Source organism: Acinetobacter sp. NyZ410 (assembly GCF_022828975.1).
GTDB lineage: Bacteria > Pseudomonadota > Gammaproteobacteria > Pseudomonadales > Moraxellaceae > Acinetobacter > Acinetobacter guillouiae.
Genome location: NZ_CP094620.1, coordinates 4,554,126 through 4,570,436 on the forward strand (window position 1 = coordinate 4,554,126; position 16,311 = coordinate 4,570,436).

15 protein-coding genes and 2 tRNA genes are annotated in these 16,311 nt (G+C 39.7%); 10 read left to right on the top strand and 7 right to left on the bottom strand.

Annotation, left to right across the window (positions count from 1 at the left end):
* Positions 1-40: 40 nt before the first annotated feature.
* From MTO68_RS21510 to MTO68_RS21520, 3 genes are all read left to right on the top strand, one after another.
* Positions 41-116 (top strand) — tRNA-Ala (locus tag MTO68_RS21510).
* A gap of 26 nt (positions 117-142) precedes the next feature.
* Positions 143-218, top strand: a tRNA-Glu gene (locus MTO68_RS21515).
* Positions 219-370: 152 nt separating this feature from the next.
* The gene (locus MTO68_RS21520) at positions 371-712 is read left to right on the top strand and encodes a hypothetical protein (protein WP_004725393.1); all 342 of its coding nucleotides are present in this window, start codon (positions 371-373) and stop codon (positions 710-712) included.
* A gap of 40 nt (positions 713-752) precedes the next feature.
* On the opposite strand, the gene MTO68_RS21525 is transcribed toward MTO68_RS21520, so the two are convergent.
* Positions 753-1,718, bottom strand: coding sequence for a cation diffusion facilitator family transporter (locus MTO68_RS21525; RefSeq protein ID WP_034616808.1), 966 nt, complete (start codon positions 1,716-1,718; stop codon positions 753-755).
* A 152-nt stretch (positions 1,719-1,870) separates the two neighbouring features.
* Here MTO68_RS21525 and MTO68_RS21530 point away from each other — a divergent pair, with 152 nt between their 5' ends.
* A complete protein-coding gene (locus tag MTO68_RS21530) occupies positions 1,871-2,671 on the top strand; it encodes a DUF4198 domain-containing protein (RefSeq protein ID WP_244014295.1) in 801 nt (266 codons plus the stop codon).
* A gap of 72 nt (positions 2,672-2,743) precedes the next feature.
* Here MTO68_RS21530 and MTO68_RS21535 read toward each other — a convergent pair whose 3' ends face one another.
* The 4 genes from MTO68_RS21535 to MTO68_RS21550 are packed head-to-tail and all read right to left on the bottom strand — an operon-like array spanning position 2,744 to position 9,130.
* The gene (locus MTO68_RS21535; protein WP_034616814.1) at positions 2,744-5,935 is read right to left on the bottom strand and encodes a CusA/CzcA family heavy metal efflux RND transporter; all 3,192 of its coding nucleotides are present in this window, start codon (positions 5,933-5,935) and stop codon (positions 2,744-2,746) included.
* Positions 5,925-7,229 carry an efflux RND transporter periplasmic adaptor subunit gene (locus MTO68_RS21540; protein WP_244014297.1) on the bottom strand — a complete coding sequence of 435 codons (1,305 nt, stop codon included), beginning with the start codon at positions 7,227-7,229 and terminating at the stop codon, positions 5,925-5,927. The genes MTO68_RS21535 and MTO68_RS21540 overlap by 11 nt, the downstream gene beginning before the upstream one ends.
* A 1-nt stretch (position 7,230) precedes the next feature.
* Entirely contained in the window at positions 7,231-8,595 is a 1,365-nt protein-coding gene (locus MTO68_RS21545) for a TolC family protein (protein WP_244014298.1), read from the bottom strand.
* Between the two features lie 58 nt (positions 8,596-8,653).
* The gene (locus MTO68_RS21550; protein ID WP_004816629.1) at positions 8,654-9,130 is read right to left on the bottom strand and encodes a hypothetical protein; all 477 of its coding nucleotides are present in this window, start codon (positions 9,128-9,130) and stop codon (positions 8,654-8,656) included.
* Positions 9,131-9,397: 267 nt separating this feature from the next.
* Between MTO68_RS21550 and MTO68_RS21555 the strand changes: the two genes are divergently transcribed.
* From MTO68_RS21555 to MTO68_RS21570, 4 genes are all read left to right on the top strand, one after another.
* Positions 9,398-9,751 (top strand): SEL1-like repeat protein, encoded by a 354-nt coding sequence (locus tag MTO68_RS21555; RefSeq protein WP_004816626.1) that lies wholly within the window; start codon positions 9,398-9,400, stop codon positions 9,749-9,751.
* Between the two features lie 358 nt (positions 9,752-10,109).
* On the top strand, positions 10,110-10,997 hold the full coding sequence (locus MTO68_RS21560) for an SDR family NAD(P)-dependent oxidoreductase (RefSeq protein WP_034616823.1): 888 nt from the start codon (positions 10,110-10,112) through the stop codon (positions 10,995-10,997).
* Positions 10,998-11,209: 212 nt separating this feature from the next.
* A complete protein-coding gene (locus tag MTO68_RS21565) occupies positions 11,210-12,139 on the top strand; it encodes a DUF2167 domain-containing protein (protein WP_244014300.1) in 930 nt (309 codons plus the stop codon).
* Complete coding sequence (locus tag MTO68_RS21570) at positions 12,139-12,882, top strand: hypothetical protein (RefSeq protein ID WP_244014302.1); 744 nt, start codon at positions 12,139-12,141, stop codon at positions 12,880-12,882. Before MTO68_RS21565 ends, MTO68_RS21570 begins: the two co-directional genes overlap by 1 nt.
* Positions 12,883-12,911: 29 nt before the next feature.
* Here the strand turns inward: MTO68_RS21570 and MTO68_RS21575 are convergent, their stop codons facing one another.
* Complete coding sequence (locus MTO68_RS21575) at positions 12,912-13,829, bottom strand: LysR family transcriptional regulator (protein ID WP_034616829.1); 918 nt, start codon at positions 13,827-13,829, stop codon at positions 12,912-12,914.
* Between the two features lie 105 nt (positions 13,830-13,934).
* Here MTO68_RS21575 and MTO68_RS21580 point away from each other — a divergent pair, with 105 nt between their 5' ends.
* Positions 13,935-14,690 carry an SDR family oxidoreductase gene (locus MTO68_RS21580; RefSeq protein ID WP_004816617.1) on the top strand — a complete coding sequence of 252 codons (756 nt, stop codon included), beginning with the start codon at positions 13,935-13,937 and terminating at the stop codon, positions 14,688-14,690.
* 38 nt (positions 14,691-14,728) lie between these two features.
* On the opposite strand, the gene MTO68_RS21585 is transcribed toward MTO68_RS21580, so the two are convergent.
* The gene (locus tag MTO68_RS21585; RefSeq protein ID WP_244014304.1) at positions 14,729-15,820 is read right to left on the bottom strand and encodes an SDR family oxidoreductase; all 1,092 of its coding nucleotides are present in this window, start codon (positions 15,818-15,820) and stop codon (positions 14,729-14,731) included.
* A 99-nt stretch (positions 15,821-15,919) separates the two neighbouring features.
* Between MTO68_RS21585 and MTO68_RS21590 the strand changes: the two genes are divergently transcribed.
* Positions 15,920-16,297 carry a MerR family transcriptional regulator gene (locus MTO68_RS21590; RefSeq protein ID WP_004725368.1) on the top strand — a complete coding sequence of 126 codons (378 nt, stop codon included), beginning with the start codon at positions 15,920-15,922 and terminating at the stop codon, positions 16,295-16,297.
* The last annotated feature ends 14 nt before the right edge of the window (positions 16,298-16,311 follow it).

Below are 16,311 nucleotides of genomic sequence, written 5' to 3' on the forward strand. Positions count from 1 at the left end.
TGTGAGCGCAATATCCCTAATATTGCGCTCACACAGACTGGGGGTTATAGCTCAGTTGGTAGAGCGCTACAATGGCATTGTAGAGGTCAGGAGTTCGATCCTCCTTGACTCCACCAAATGTTTTACCTGTGTTGCCTCACTTGTCCCTATCGTCTAGAGGCCTAGGACATCGCCCTTTCACGGCGGTAACCGGGGTTCGAATCCCCGTAGGGACGCCATATTCAAGATGGCGACATCTTTGTAAAAAACCCAAGCATCGTGACTTGGGTTTTTTATTGCCTAAATTTTGCTTTTAAGCTGCTATTCAGTCTTTTTTGCATTCTAAAATAGAACGATTAGAATATGCTTAGATTATAAATGTGGAGCCACCATGCAATACCAATGCCCAAAGTGCCAAAGTCGAAAAATCTTGCCTGTTACCCATGGGAATACACCTGCTGTACGCCCTGTTGTTCCAAAAAGCTTGGTATTTTTGATTCCATTACTGTTTATTTTATTGTTATTGGTTGTCATTAGTATTGTGATGTGGATTTTCAGCAACGGCGCAGGTCAAACATTGCAAATTGCAACAGTCGTGGTCTTCATTGCAGCTGTGATTGCAGGGGTAATGTTTTGGCGTGATCTGCCCGATTTTAAAATCTCAATGCAGTCATTTATGCAAGCCAATAAAAGCTGGAAGTGCCGTGACTGCAATCATGAATGGCAAATCTAATTCTTCAGCTTTGCCTGATGTTCAAATCAAACCATTCACCTTAATGTGAATGGTTTTTTGCTTCATCTGTATGTGTTTCATCAGCGTTACTGTGATCATGCCCATCTGACTCATGCGAATGCACCATACACGCATTGTCTTCAATTTGTAGCGTCATCTCAGTAATCCCATGTTGATGACTGAGCATTTCCATGACCTGTTGGTACAATTGATTCCGATCCGCTGCTGGTGCAAATAAATGCACTGTCAGATGGACATTTTTAGATGTAATGGCCCAAACCTTAAGTTGATGAATACTTTCTACACCTTTAACCGATAAAAGATCATTACGTAATTTTTCAATATCAATTTCCTCAGGCACACCTTCCAGTAAAATATTGATACTTTGTTTTAGCAAAACCCATGTTCGTGGTAAAACCCAGAAGCCGATGAGTACAGCAATAATCGTATCCACCCACATCCAGCCAGTGAAATAAATAATTGCCCCCCCAATAACCACACCCACGGAACCGAGTGCATCACTCAATACTTCCAGATAAGCACCTTTGATATTGAGACTTTCCTTTGAACTGGAGAATAAAATCTTCATTGAAATGAGGTTAATCACCAACCCAATAACCGCCACAACCATCATACCAACACTCTGAATTTCAGGGGGTTGGCTAAAGCGCTGATACGCCTCATAGAGAATATAAATTGCAACGACAAACAACATCATGGCATTAAACAACGCTGCTAAAATTTCAAAACGCTGATAGCCAAAGGTCCGTTTATCATCTGCGGGTAATTTACCAATTTTGATCGCAACCAATGCAATTGCTAATGCTGCGGCATCAGTAAACATATGTGCGGCATCGGACAATAAAGCCAAGCTTTGCGTCATGAAACCCGCAATCACTTCAACAATTAAAAAGGTACTGGTTAACGCCAATGCAAAGGTTAGTTTTTTTACATTTCCTTCTGTGGCGACAGCATGACTATGATCATGCCCTTGTTGTTCACTCATGTTGATACCTCTGATTTTGTTTTATCAAAATATTGAATATTTTTTCTATTTATTATTGATAATAATTATTATTATCAATAATAAAGTTTCTTCTATATAATAGCGACTATATTTTCCACAGTTAAAATACCCCTGTTAATGGAATATCGACAATGAAAAAATACCTCTACCTTTCTGTACTTCTTTGCTCTTATAGTTATGCACATGAACCCTATGTTGCACCTCTGGGCTATAACACCACAAATACACAAATCCCAGTGATTGCATCCTATGCTGAAGAAGCACTGAATGCAGAACATGCCATGAAACAAACCGCGCTCAACGTGATTCAACCAGATCAAAGCAAGTTACAAGTTGAAGCTGCAAGCACTTTAAAATCGGCTACAGTATTTGACTTAGCCTTACCACAAGCAGGCACCTATCACCTGTTCAGTAAAGCGTCTTTCCCACTCAAATATGTCCAACATAATAAAGAATGGAAAATGCTTTTTGATGTCCCTGCTGAGAAAGCAGGTAAGATCGCTGAACGCGAATATGTGATTCCTGCTGACTTTAAGAAACCGCCTGTACCAATCACCATTAACCGAGAATGGTCAATCCAAAGCTATATTTCTAAAGAAAAAACGTCACCTATTCAAAACAACACTGATGCTGCAATACAAGTCGAATTTAAAACCCATCCCAACAGCATTACTGCGCAGCAACCTGTACAAATCTTGATTAAAAAATCAGGACAAGCACTCAAAAATGCTGAACTGCTCATCCGTGCTCAAGGGCAAACCGATAAACAAGCACAAAAAGTTCCAGTTGCTCAAGATGGTTCAGCAATAGTCACTTTTCCTTATTCAGGGCAATATCTGCTTGAAGTCAGTGAAGCATTTAACAAAACCACTCAACCTGTAAATCAAAATTACACCATCATTAGTTTAGGTGTATTGCCTGTCAGTCAATAATAAACTGTCTATACAGTTTCAATGCCTCACCCTTCTTGGCTAAGAACGGTGAGGTTATTTTTAAATTAATGATCAACCATTCGTTTGTGCTTTAACTTTACGTTCATTCATCCAACGATAAATCACTGGTAAAATCACCAAAGTCAGTAAAGTGGATGACATGATGCCGCCAATCACCACGGTTGCCAGTGGACGCTGAACTTCCGCACCCGTCCCTGTAGCCAACGCCATCGGCACAAAACCTAACGATGCCACACAAGCCGTCATCAATACGGGTCTTAAACGTAAAATTGCACCTTGCCATGTGGCCTGATAAACATCGAGTTGTTGACGTAATTCCTTAATAAAGGTCAACATTACCAAACCATTTAATACTGCCACACCTGAGAGCGCGATAAAGCCCACACCTGCAGACATCGACAATGGTATACCGCGAAGCCACAGTGCAATCAAACCGCCACACAGTGCAAATGGCACACCGGTAAACACCAGCAAACTTTCCTTAAAGTTATGAAAAACGGCCATCAACAACACAAAAATAGTTATCAGTGCCAGCGGAACGACCAGCTGCATACGTGCCTTCGCAGAGGTTAGGTTTTCAAACTGTCCACCATAACTCAACCAATAACCCGCAGGCATTTCCTGCTTCGCCAAAGTCGATTGTAATTCGGTGACAAATGAGCCCAAATCGCGCCCTTCGACATTGGCAGTCACGACCACACGACGTTTACCATTTTCACGACTGACCTGATTAATACCGAGGATATTTTCAACTTTAGCCACATCCTGAAGTTGGATTAGACCACCATTTGGTGTTTGAATAGGTAAAACGGCCAGATGCTCAGGTGTACGTTGAGCATCATCCAGACGAATCACAAAATCGAAACGACGGTCACCTTGTAAGATTTGACCAACATTCTGCCCGCCGACACTGGTTGCCACCAAGTCTTGAATCGCTCTCACCGATAGACCATATTGCGCTGCCGCGGCTTTGTTCACTTCAACATTTAAAAGTGGTAGGCCTGAAGTCTGTTCCACATTGACGGCAGTTGCGCCAGTAATCCCTTTGATTTGTTGTGCAATCTTAGTGGCTTGCTGATTCAACACCTCCATATCATCGCCAAAAATCTTGATCCCCACATCACTTCGCACACCAGAAATTAATTCGTTGAAACGCAGCTCAATCGGTTGAGAAAACTCACTATTATTTCCGGGTAATGTACCAAGAAATGCAATCATACGTTGCCGTAGCTCATCAATGGTTTGCTTTGGATTCTTCCATTCATCACGTGGCTTTAACAGTACCACAGCATCGGAAATATTAGGTGGCATGACATCTGTTGCCACTTCTGCCGTCCCTGTACGGGCAAATATGGCTTTGATTTCTGGAAATTCTTTGAGCAATAACTTTTCAGTATTCTCCTGCATACGTAAAGACTGCTCTAGACCAGTACTTGGCGAACGCATTTGCTGCACTGCAAAATCGCCCTCACTCAAGGTCGGTGCAAACTCACTGCCAATTTGCGTGGCAAGCACGCCCGTTAAAAACAGAATACTCACCGCAAGGGTGACGACTAACATTCTAAAGTTATAGGCTAAATTGAGTAGTTTTTCATATTTTTGCTTTAACCACAGCATCCAGCGACTTTCTGTTTCTTTAACTTCACCATTAACAAATAAAGCCACAGCAGCAGGGACAAAAGTAACTGAAAGAATGATTGCGCCCACCAGTGCCAATACCACCGTCATAGCCATAGGATGGAAGAGTTTTGCTTCAACACCAGACAGGGCGAAAATAGGTAAGTACACCACCAGAATAATTAATTGACCAAAGATTAAAGGGCGACGTGCCTGTTTAGCCGCAAGAAAAACTTCTTTAAACCGTTCTGCTCGTGAAAGTAATCTGCCTTTTGCATGCTGTGCCTCTGCCAGTCGTCGAATACAGTTTTCAACAATAACAACCGCACCATCCACAATGATCCCGAAATCCAGTGCGCCTAAGCTCATTAGATTGGCACTAATTTTCTGCTCAGCCATACCCGCCAAAGTAAACAGCATCGATAACGGAATCACACATGCAGTAATTAACGCTGCACGGAAATTACCAAGAAATAGGAACAAAATAACAATAACTAGAATCGCCCCTTCTACAAGGTTCTTCTGCACTGTACTAATCGCGCGTTCGACCAAAGCTGTCCGGTCATATACAGTTTGGATCACAATACCTTTCGGTAAAGATTGCTGGACTTCTTTGATTTTTGCATCTACTGATTTCGCCACAGTACGGCTATTTTCACCCATCATCATCATGGCGATACCGAGTACAGTTTCCTCGCCATTGTAAGTTGCACCACCTGTACGTAGATCATGTCCAATTGAAACAGTCGCTACATCTGCAACTCTGATCGGAAAACCATTTTTATTGCCAATACTTACATTTTGAATATCTTCAATATTGTTTAAGGTTCCTGGAACACGTACTGTCAATTGCTGCCCATTGGTTTCAATAAAACCAGCACCACGGTTTTCATTATTTCCAGTTAAAGCGTTTTGTAGATCACTGACAGGGATTTGTAATTGTTGCAAACGATTTAAATCAGGTGTGACCACATAGGTTTTATTAAAGCCACCAATCGAGTTGACCTCTGCAACGCCGGGAACCCGTTGTAGCTGTGGTCGTACAATCCAGTCCTGAATTTCACGTAAATCCATTGCGGTATAGGGTGTACCATCAGGTTTTTTCGCATTCGGCTCAGCCTTGATCACCCATTGATAAATCTCACCCAACCCTGTCGATACAGGGGACATTGTCGGTGCAATATCATCTGGCAGTTCGGTTTGAGCTTCTTGTAAGCGTTGATTAATCTGTTGTCGTGCCCAATAAATATCCGTCCCATCTTTAAAAATAATGGTCACTTGCGATAAACCATAACGGGAAATAGAACGAGTCAATTCTAGCTTGGGTAAACCCGCCATCGCAGTTTCGATCGGATAGGTAATCCTTTGTTCAACTTCTAATGCGGTAAAACCAGCCGCTTGGGTATTCACTTGCACTTGGGTATTGGTAATATCGGGTACAGCATCAATCGGTAATTTTTGATAACCGTAAATCCCTACGCCAATCCATGCCACAATAAACAGCATGACCCAAATGGCATTTTTAATCGAAAATTGAATCAGTCGATCAAATAATCCTTCAGGTTGAGGTAATGCTGAATCCGCATCGAGATCTAACTTAGAATCAGAAGAATCATTAATGCCCATGGCTCGCCTCTCCTTTTTCTAATTCAGATTTCAGCAAGAAGCTGCCCTGAGCAGCATATTGCTGCCCTTGAGTCAGACCAGACTTCACTTCAATCCACTGACCATCACCGGATACCTGACCCAGTACAACAGGCTGTGCAGTAAACTCGATTTTCTTGTCATGCTCACTGGAAACGAAAACAATATCCTTTCCTTCAACTTTCTGTATGGCACTTTTGAGTACACGTAATGCTTGAGCAGTGCCTTGCTGTTGTAGCTGAACATTGACCATCAAATTCGGGCGCAATTCAGCTGCATTTGACAGCACTTTGGCACGCACTTGTAAACGTCCAGTCTGCACATCAGCTTCACTATTTAAACTTTGAATCTGTGCTTTAAAAGTATTCCCCGTTTGCAGTGACTTAAATTCAAGCTGTTGATTGGGTGCAATCGCTGAAAACTCAGAACTTGGTACAATAAATTCAAGCCATAGCTGATCCAGTTGATCAATGATAAATAACTGGCTGGCCAGCTGTACATTTTCACCCATGACCAAGTCTTTTTTACTGATAATGCCTGCAATTGGTGCTGTGAGAACATAGCGACCATTACTGCTTGATGAGGCACCAAAAGCAGATAAACGGGATCTGGTGGCTTGTACCTGGATCTGTGCTTGCTTGTAAGCATTGTAAGCCCGTTGATAATCCTGCTTGGCAGAAATACCTTGTGACCATAACTGGCGCTCTCGTTCATAATCCTGACGTGCCAGTTCTAAGCTTGTTTGTGCAACCTGTAAATTTGCCTGCTGATCAACCAAATCAGGCACCACCAAGGTCGCCAATGCCTGCCCTTTTTGCACACGCTGTCCCAACTCAACATTGACAGCAACCACCTGCCCACTAAATGCAGGTGATACATGTGCTTGACGATCGGTATTGACCATGACTTTTGCAGGATAAGAAGCCGATTTTATAACAGTCCCCATCTCTACTTTAGCAAGTTTGATTCCTTGTTCAGTGATCTGTTGCGCGGTCAAGCTAATGGCTTCAGCATCCTCTTTCTCGCCACCCTCTTCTTCACTGTGCTTCGCTTCTTCAGCACCGTCTTTGGTGGTTCCCTTAGCATTTTCTTCATGTGAATGCCCTTCTTCAGCATGCCCTGCTTCATTTTCACCAGCATCTTTGCTACTTGCTTTTTTAGATGAAAAGAACAAACCCATAGCAATAAGAGCAGTCATCACAATAGTAATGATGATCAGTAGGCGTTGAGAAATTTTGCCTTTCTGAAGTTTAAAAGATTTAAATTGATTCAGCATATTATTTTCCCCCACCCACGATTGGTAAAGCTTGTGTGTCCTGCCATAAACTCTGATTGATCTGTGCTAAAGCGTCTTTTGCCATGATTTGACTTGGTTCAATACCGAGACTCAGACTTTCCGCTTCAATGGCACGTTGCCAGCCATCTTTCAATAATTGCACTTTTCTCAAACGCACTTCTTGCAGCTGTAACGTTGCGAGTTGCACATCGTTAACGGCAAATTTACCGACAGTAAACCCCTGCAAAGTTTTACGTTGAACCTGAGCTGCAAGCGGAATCTGAGACTCATCGACTGCTTTAAACTGTACTTCCAGTCCTTGCAATTCAGTCAACAAGGTTCCCACCTGCAAAGCATTTTGGCGGAGATAAAATTCCTGTTGTCTGCTGAGTAAATCCTGCTTTGCTTGCGCAATTTGCACACCATATTGCTGGCGGTTGAAAATATTCAATGGGATAGAAACCCCCACAACTAAAGCATTGTCAGTCGAGGTTTCAGGTGATCGAGTACGATTCACGCCTAAATTCACAGTTGGATTAGGCCGTGCCGAAGCTTTGAGTTGCGCCACTGTCGCTTTTGCTTGCAACACCTGTAACTGACGTGATTTTTCAAAAAGATTGTCTGCGAGATATTCTTGTACCTGTTGGTGTGTCGAAGACGGCCATAAAGATTGAGGATTTAAACCGATACGAATCGATTTATCAGCATCTCCCCAAAGATTGGACAATTGCTGCTTGGCAACTTGCACCTGCAAATCGGCTTGACGATATAAGCGAGCATTTTCTGCATGACTCAGTCTGGCACGATCTACATCAACCTGAGCCACACTCCCCGCTTGATAGCGCTTCTGAATCGCATTCAGATTTTCTTCACTGACCTTGAGCTGCTCTTGGACCACGTTGCGTTCTAACTCAAAAATCGCCAGCTGTGACCATTGGTATTTCACAGCCAATTCAAGTTGAGCCTGATAAATTCGCTGATTTAAGTCACTTTGATCTTTTGAAAGTTGTGCCAACCGCTGTGCTGACTTACGTTCACCAAAAATATCCAATCGTTGAGAAACACCAATTGAAAGCTCTTGATCTTGATTGGAACCAAAACCCGTTTGCGATACGGATAACTCTGGATTTGTCCACAGTTTTGCTTGTTTAATGTTCGCTGTTGCAATTTGCTGCTGCGTTTGCCAGACATTTTGCGTTTGCTGATATTGCTCAGTTTTTGCAATTGCCTGTTGTAAGGTTAATGCTTGAGATGTGTTGTCTGCCCAACTAAGAGATGACATCACACTCAACATCAATGCACCGAGCAAAGACGGCCTAAAACCAAATACAGGCTTTTGTACTAAATTACGTATTTCTTTTGACATAAAAATGCCCCACTAAATTAAACCATTAGCGGTGGGCAATCTTTTTGGCTACCCCACCTTATAGCGGGGATGAGAGAGGCGGAGGATTGGGCAAATATAGATCAGGTGACTGGTACAAATTATTCCAGCCAATAAAGCGAGATTCAGGGTAGCCTATAAACTTAGGCTGCGCTGTTTGTTGCTGATCATCAACCACAATAAAATGCGCAAAGGAAGGCAAATGGTCACGATGATCATCATTTATATGATTGAGGAAATCACTGGAACGCACATCATGTTGATGTGCTGATAATTGTTTGAATGCGGACTGATCTGAAATCGGTTTATCTATCCCATACACATCCAATAGCTGCGGATGCTGCTGCTGATCCTGAGTACAATCAGGTGCATTATGGTGTCCAAAATGCTGACTCATCAGACTTTGCGATGGAAGTGTAGTGCTTTCATGATCACAAAAAGCTGCCGCTACATTCCAAAGACTCTGGAACATAAACAAACTAAGCAAGACTGTGATGAAAACACTTGAGCGTTTCACAGATTCTATCCGAAATCAAAAAACAACCTAAATATAGCAAATTTTCTCAATGTAATAAAATTACAGTGCGTGATTTAATCATTTAAATAAAAATTGTTGGTTTGTTAAATAATGTATTTTTTAACAAATGTGTAAAAATCGCAATTGACAAATTACATTTAACTATTTGCAAAGTGTAAAAAATCAGCTAGATTAATTATATCTAATCATTTTTTTGTGATTAGCAGTCTCTTTTACTTTGTTAATGGATTAGCAAGGAGGTTGTATATGTTGGTACATATTTTTAACCGTTTTTTAGGAGATTCAACATCTCGTCGAGCATTTGAACAGAATGCTTCCGAAGCTGCTCTCGAAAAAGCGCAAGCACATCATTTTGAAGATCAAAATCTAAGTTTAGATGAAATCGCAAATCGTAATGCGATGTGGTGCTATTTAAGAGCTGCTTTGCGTGGAGATCAAGAAGCTCAGTATAAAATGGGACTCAGCTACTTAAATGGACAACTTGGGTTAGACCGAAGTTATAGTCATGCAGAAAAGTGGCTTGAACAAGCTGCACATCAAGGTCATACCCACGCCAAAGAACAATTAAAAAAAGCATATGATGAGCTTGCTTTTTCATAAATCATGATAAAAATATTACATATATCCATCTATAAACAGAGTTGAAATCAACTCTGTTTACTTAAAAATATATTCAAATTTTCAAGTGAATTTATTTGGTTATGTTTTATACAGTAAGATTGATTTTTTGCTTTTAATACTCATTTTTATATGGTAAAAATCACGAAATAAGTAAAAATATAATAGAGTATTTACTCTAAAAATATTTTATAAATTCAGTCACTTAATACTAGTATTTTTATTTTTTTTGTCTATTATTGCCTTCCAACAAAAGTGATCATCTTTTAAACAAAGACCCAATCACCCGAAACAAAAAAATACAGCATATATTTATGCCAGTAGAATCAGGAAAATAGCTATGAATCAAAAATTAGAGCAACTTTTTCAAAAAAAGGTTCAAGGTAAAATTGCACTAATCACAGGTGCATCTAGTGGTATCGGTTTAACGGTTGCAAAAAAGCTCGCAGCAGCAGGTGCACATGTACTTTTAGTGTCTCGTACTGAAGAAACATTGAAAGAAGTTCAAGCTGAAATTCAGGCTGAAGGTGGGCAGGCTGATATTTTCCCTTGCGACCTAAATGATATGGATGCTATTGATGAAGTGTCTAAACAAATCATTGCCTCTGTTGATCATATTGATATTTTGATCAATAACGCAGGTCGCTCGATTCGCCGCGCAGTACATGAATCTGTTGACCGTTTCCATGATTTTGAACGTACGATGCAGCTGAATTACTTTGGTGCAGTTCGTTTAGTCTTGAATATTTTACCGCAAATGATGGTTCGTAAAGACGGTCAAATTATCAATATCAGTTCAATTGGTGTGTTGGCAAACGCAACTCGCTTCTCTGCTTATGTTGCATCAAAAGCAGCATTGGATGCATTTAGCCGTTGTTTATCTGCGGAAGTGCATTCACATAAAATTGCAATTACTTCAGTTTATATGCCTTTAGTCCGCACGCCGATGATTGCACCGACTAAAATTTATAAATATGTGCCAACACTTTCACCTGAACAAGCAGCAGATTTAGTGGCTTATGCGATTGTGAAACGTCCGAAGAAAGTTGCGACAAACTTAGGCCGTTTAGCTTCTATTACGTATTCGATTGCACCTGGAATCAATAACAAATTAATGTCAATTGGCTTTAATTTGTTCCCAAGTTCGACTGCATCTGTGGGTGAGCAACAAAAATTGAATCTGGTACAAAGAGCATATGCGCGTTTGTTCCCTGGTGAACATTGGTAATTTAAGCCACTGAACGGATATTTTACTGAGTAGACTATCCGTTCAAATACAGACATTGAAAATCTTGAATAAATAAAATAATATTAGAAAAACTAAGCACTAAGAATAACTTCACGCATCCAATATTAAAGAAAAAATCATTGATTTTAAATTTAACAACACGAAGCTATTCAAATAATCAGAGACATAACCAATTAGAAAATGAGACCACCATGTTAAAAAAACAATTTAACTTAAAGCTTCAACCTGTTACTCATGCCGTTTTGCTTTTCCTAAGTTTAAGCACGAGCACACTCATACCTGTTTATAGTTATGCAGAAACGACCACAACAACAGAACAAAGCACGACACCTGACCAAAGTGCACAAACTCAGCAAGAAAGCCCGTATTCCAAACTGAATTGGCAAATTGGACCCAAAAAGGAAAATCTTGCTGATGTCGCCACCCTAAACACAATCAAAGGTGATGGTTTTCTGGATATTTCAAATTCAGATAAATTTTTAGAGCTTACTGGTAATCTCACTTCAGGCAGTACCAATGTACTCGTCGCAGAGGATGATTCATGGTGGGCGACCTTTGACTTTGAACCGTCAGGCTACGTCAAAGATGATGAGAAAATTGATGCTGATGCATTGTTAAAAGAATTAAAATCTTATGATGAAGCAGCCAATGCTGAACGAGTGCGTTTAGGACTTGATAAACTTTATACAGACAGTTGGGCTGTGCCTCCAAAATATGATCCTGCATCTAAACATCTTGAATGGGCATTAAAAGTCCGTGGTGAAGATAATATGGAAACCATAAACTATACTGTACGTTTGTTGGGACGCACGGGTGTAATGAGTGCAACCTTGGTATCGGATCCTGAAAATCTAGATAGAAATATTCAAGCCTTTAAAAACTCCATCAAAGGCTTCCAATATAACTCAGGCGAACGTTACACCGAATTCCAAGCAGGCGACAAAGTCGCAGAATATGGTCTAGCCGCTTTAGTGGTAGGTGGTGCTGCCGCCGTTGCGACTAAAAAAGGTTTTTGGGCGGTCATTGCTGCTTTCTTTGCAGCGACTTGGAAGTTTATCCTTGTTGGCGTTGCTGCTTGCATTGGTTTTATCGGGAAGATTTTTAAAAGAAATAAAGAATAATGATCGCATTTGATTATCTTATTATTTTGGGTTTAGTCGGATTTTATCTCTATGATTCGGCTAAACTTTGTTTCTATAATGAATTTTATCTTCTCAACGGTTTTACCGCAAAGTTTAAGTCACAGATGCTGGTCAATCACGTCAGCATCTTCAAAAAATTTCTGATTATTCCTCAGCCATTTTGCCCACATTATTTATGCTTTAAAGTTCGCTGGCAACTGACCCATCATCAAGATCACCAACAAGTTGCGGACAACGAGATCGGGGCTATTCTAAATCTACAAAAGATCTTAAAACCGTTGCAGCCGATGATTTATTTAAATACAGTATTAACACTGGTTTTATTACCTATTGCGTTGATTTATAAAAGCAGTTATCTATATTTAGCAATTTTAATCCTGAGCATTTATGCGCTTAACCTGATCAATATCACTTGGATTTTTGTTCAACGAAAACAACTATATTTGTCCAACTTAAAATTCAGCTATCTTTTCATCGATGCGCTACTTTGTCCGCCTTTTGCATTAAACCTCCTGCAAAAAATTAGTCTAAATTATGATTTTAAGACAGATGCAATTACCCCCTCTCAACATGTATTACAAGCAGATGATTTTCAAGCCTTGTTGTCTCAAACGATTGCGGATATTGAATTACTCAAAAATAATCATGACTCAGAACAACTGGTCATTGAACAATTAACACTTAAACAAAACCACCTGACCAATCTATTAAGCCCACCTTGAGTACCGAAGCTATTACTCAGCAACAATTTTCACGATTTAAACGACAACAGTTCAGTATGATTCGCAAGCTTCTGTTTCAATAAATTCTCTAACCAATCAATAAAGAATTGAAAATATACGGGTCGATATTTTCTTTCTAAAAAAAGAAAATTAATGGGTATTTTTAAGCATGCTTCTTGCTCAAATATTCGAGTTAATCTTTTGGTCTCGATAAACGGGATTGCATCAAAAGCTGGAATCTGAATAATCCCCAACCCCTGCAAGCCCGCATGTAAATAACTTTCGGTATCCTCAACTGAAAGTTGATAAGGAAGTTTGATCTGGCTATCTTTAAATACCAGACTTCCAAAATCTGAATCCATATTTTTCATTTGATAACCGATCATAATATGTTGATTTAACGGCGCTGTTTCTAGAATATTCTCCAATGTATTTAAGTATTTTGGAGCAGCCACCGTATATAAATCAACCTCCGTGATGGGTCTCACAATTAGATTTTCATTCATCACATTTCCAACACGAAGCACACAATCTAGTCGTTGTTCAATTAAATCTGAATAATGATCGTGGCTATAAATTGAGACTTTAATATTGGGGTACTTTGCATAGAATTCATGCAGATCAGGGAGAAGATATTGGGTTGCTATTCTTAATGGTAAGCCAATTTTAACTTGCCCCTTATATTGGCGATTTTTTAATTTAAACTTATTCAGCCCTTCAGCCTGAAAAATCAATTGTTGAACTTCTTTAAGAAACTGAACCCCATCATTGGTTAAGTTAACTTTTCTCGTGGTGCGATTAAACAACAATACTTGATATTCTTTTTCTAAGCCTTGTATTGCATAGGTAATTGTTGAACGTGGTAAATCCAGCGCTTTAGCAACTTGGGCAAATGAATGCTTTTCTGCAACTAAGCAAAAAATTTTTAGCCGTTCAATTTTATCCATTTATTATTCAATTTTTTCAAACAATCTATTCGATTCTAATCACTATTTAGAATAAAAAATAGCTTTTAGAATTTCAGCATCATTTATCAAAACTGGAAAATAACAATGGCACAGCACAATTTAAAAGACAAAACAGTGATTATTACAGGTGGTGCTAAAAACCTAGGTGGTTTGATCGCACGTAAATTTGCAGAACAAGGTGCAAATCTTGTCATTCACTACAACAGCCTAGAAACCCAAAGAGATGCCGAAGAAACACTAAAAGCCGTTGAACAACTTGGCGTTAATGCGACTTTGATACAAGCAGACCTCTCCAATATTCAAAATATTGAAACATTGTTCATCAAAGCTAAAGAAATCTTTGGTGGTGTCGATATCGCGATTAATACCGTAGGGCGAGTACTCAAAAAACCATTGATTGAAACAACTGAACAAGAGTTTGATTCAATGAATGACATTAACAATAAAATTGCCTATTTCTTCATTCAGTCTGCGGGTAAACATCTTAACAATGGTGGAAAAATTTGTTCTATCGTGACCAGTCTTTTAGCAGCCTATACAGGATTGTATTCAACCTATGAAGGCTTAAAAGCACCTGTGGAGCACTATACACGTGCAGCATCGAAAGAGTACGGCGATCGCGGTATTTCCGTCACTGCTGTTGCACCGGGTCCAATGGATACACCTTTTTTCTATGGTCAAGAAGCACCTGAAGCGGTGGCCTATCATAAATCTGCCTCTGCACTGGGTGGTCTAACCAAGATTGAAGATATTGAACCTTTGGTACGTTTTTTAGTGACAGAGGGTTGGTGGATTACAGGTCAGACTATTTTTGCCAATGGTGGTTATACGACACGATAATCATAAATTGCCCATTTATTGAAATGGGCAATTTATTGCTAGATCTGATGATTCCGATCCACCCATTCTACAGTCAGTGCAATGCTCTGTTTAAGATTGGTTTCTGGTATTTGCCATTTCTGATTTAATGTTAAAAATTGATCCATATTTAATTGCTCAGTTCGGATGAAATTCAACATCTCAGCAGATAGATCCAGCTTTTGAGCAAGCCACTTCCATTTTAAAATCACTTTTAAAATGCTCAGCGAGACGAAATATTGCGGTGCTTTTAGATTTAATCTGTGAGCTGCATTGTGAATAAGCGCTTGTAAAGAAATCTGAGTGGGATTGGCAATCAATATAGCTTGATGAATTGCAAGTTGATCCTGAGATGCTTTGCATATCGCATTGACCAACATTGTCACGGAAACCAAAGGTAAATAATGCTGAGGGGTTGCAGGAATTGCGGTCATTTTACCCTGTTTAAGCTGGGTAATCAGGTGAGCAATTGGCTGGTTTTCTGCAATTTCACCAGAATTTTCATCCCCTACCACTGTTGCAGGATGAATCACTGTCCAGTCAATGTTCAACTGTTGAGCGCATTTCACCCACGCAAAATGAGCTTCAATTTTAGAAGCCTCATAAGCACCCAGTTTTTGGTACACCTGCCTCCAATTCGTACTCTCGATATTTTCTAAACAGACTCCAGCATCTTTTAAGTGCTGAGTGAGTGTCAACATATAGCCAGAAAGATGAATTGCCCGTTTCAATTGGCAATGCTCGTTTACGCATTCAAGTAAATTGATTAAGCCCTTAACATTGACTTCCCTTGCCTGTTGTATCGAAAGGTTCCATGCAAATAGTGCACTGGTATTAAATAAATAATTTACCTCAGCAAGCCGTTTCCAATCTGCAACAGAAATACCCAAATCAGGCAAGGTAACATCGCCTTGTAGACAGAATAATTTTTGATGGTTTATTCCTTGTTTTTCCAGCCACGTTCTCAAACTCGGCTCTTGCTGATCGAGACGACGACACAAGGCAAAAACTTGGTCGTTGCTTTGAAGTAATTGTGCTACAAGAAATTTACCAATAAACCCTGTTGCACCAACCACCAAGGCAACTTTTTCTACACTTTGATTATTTTGCATCACTTTATACACCCTTTATATGCTCACACTTAAGCTAAAGGATGGAGTACACTCCACAGTCAAGTGTTTCTTGCAAATACATAAAATTTGGAGCAAGTGATGTTAATCGGCGAATTATCAGAGCAATTAAATCTCAGTCGGGATACCATTCGTTTTTATGAAAAGCTTGATCTTATCCGCCCATTGACACGAAATAATGGTTATAAGGATTATTCAAAACAAGACTTACAGCAGTTACAACTGATTCAAGTCGCTAAAAATTTAGGTTTTACTTTGGCTGAAATTAAACAGATTTTAGACTTGGTCAACGTTAATGAAATTCCAGCAGAACAATTTCATATGATTTTAAAAGACAAGCTCAGTGTCATTGGTGAAAAAATTCTCCAATTACAGAATATTCAGAATCTACTTGAAAATCTTGTGGTCGGAGAAGCATGTCCATTTAAAAAAGATTGTGATCTTTCTGCAATTGTCTAATCCATAAAAAAAAC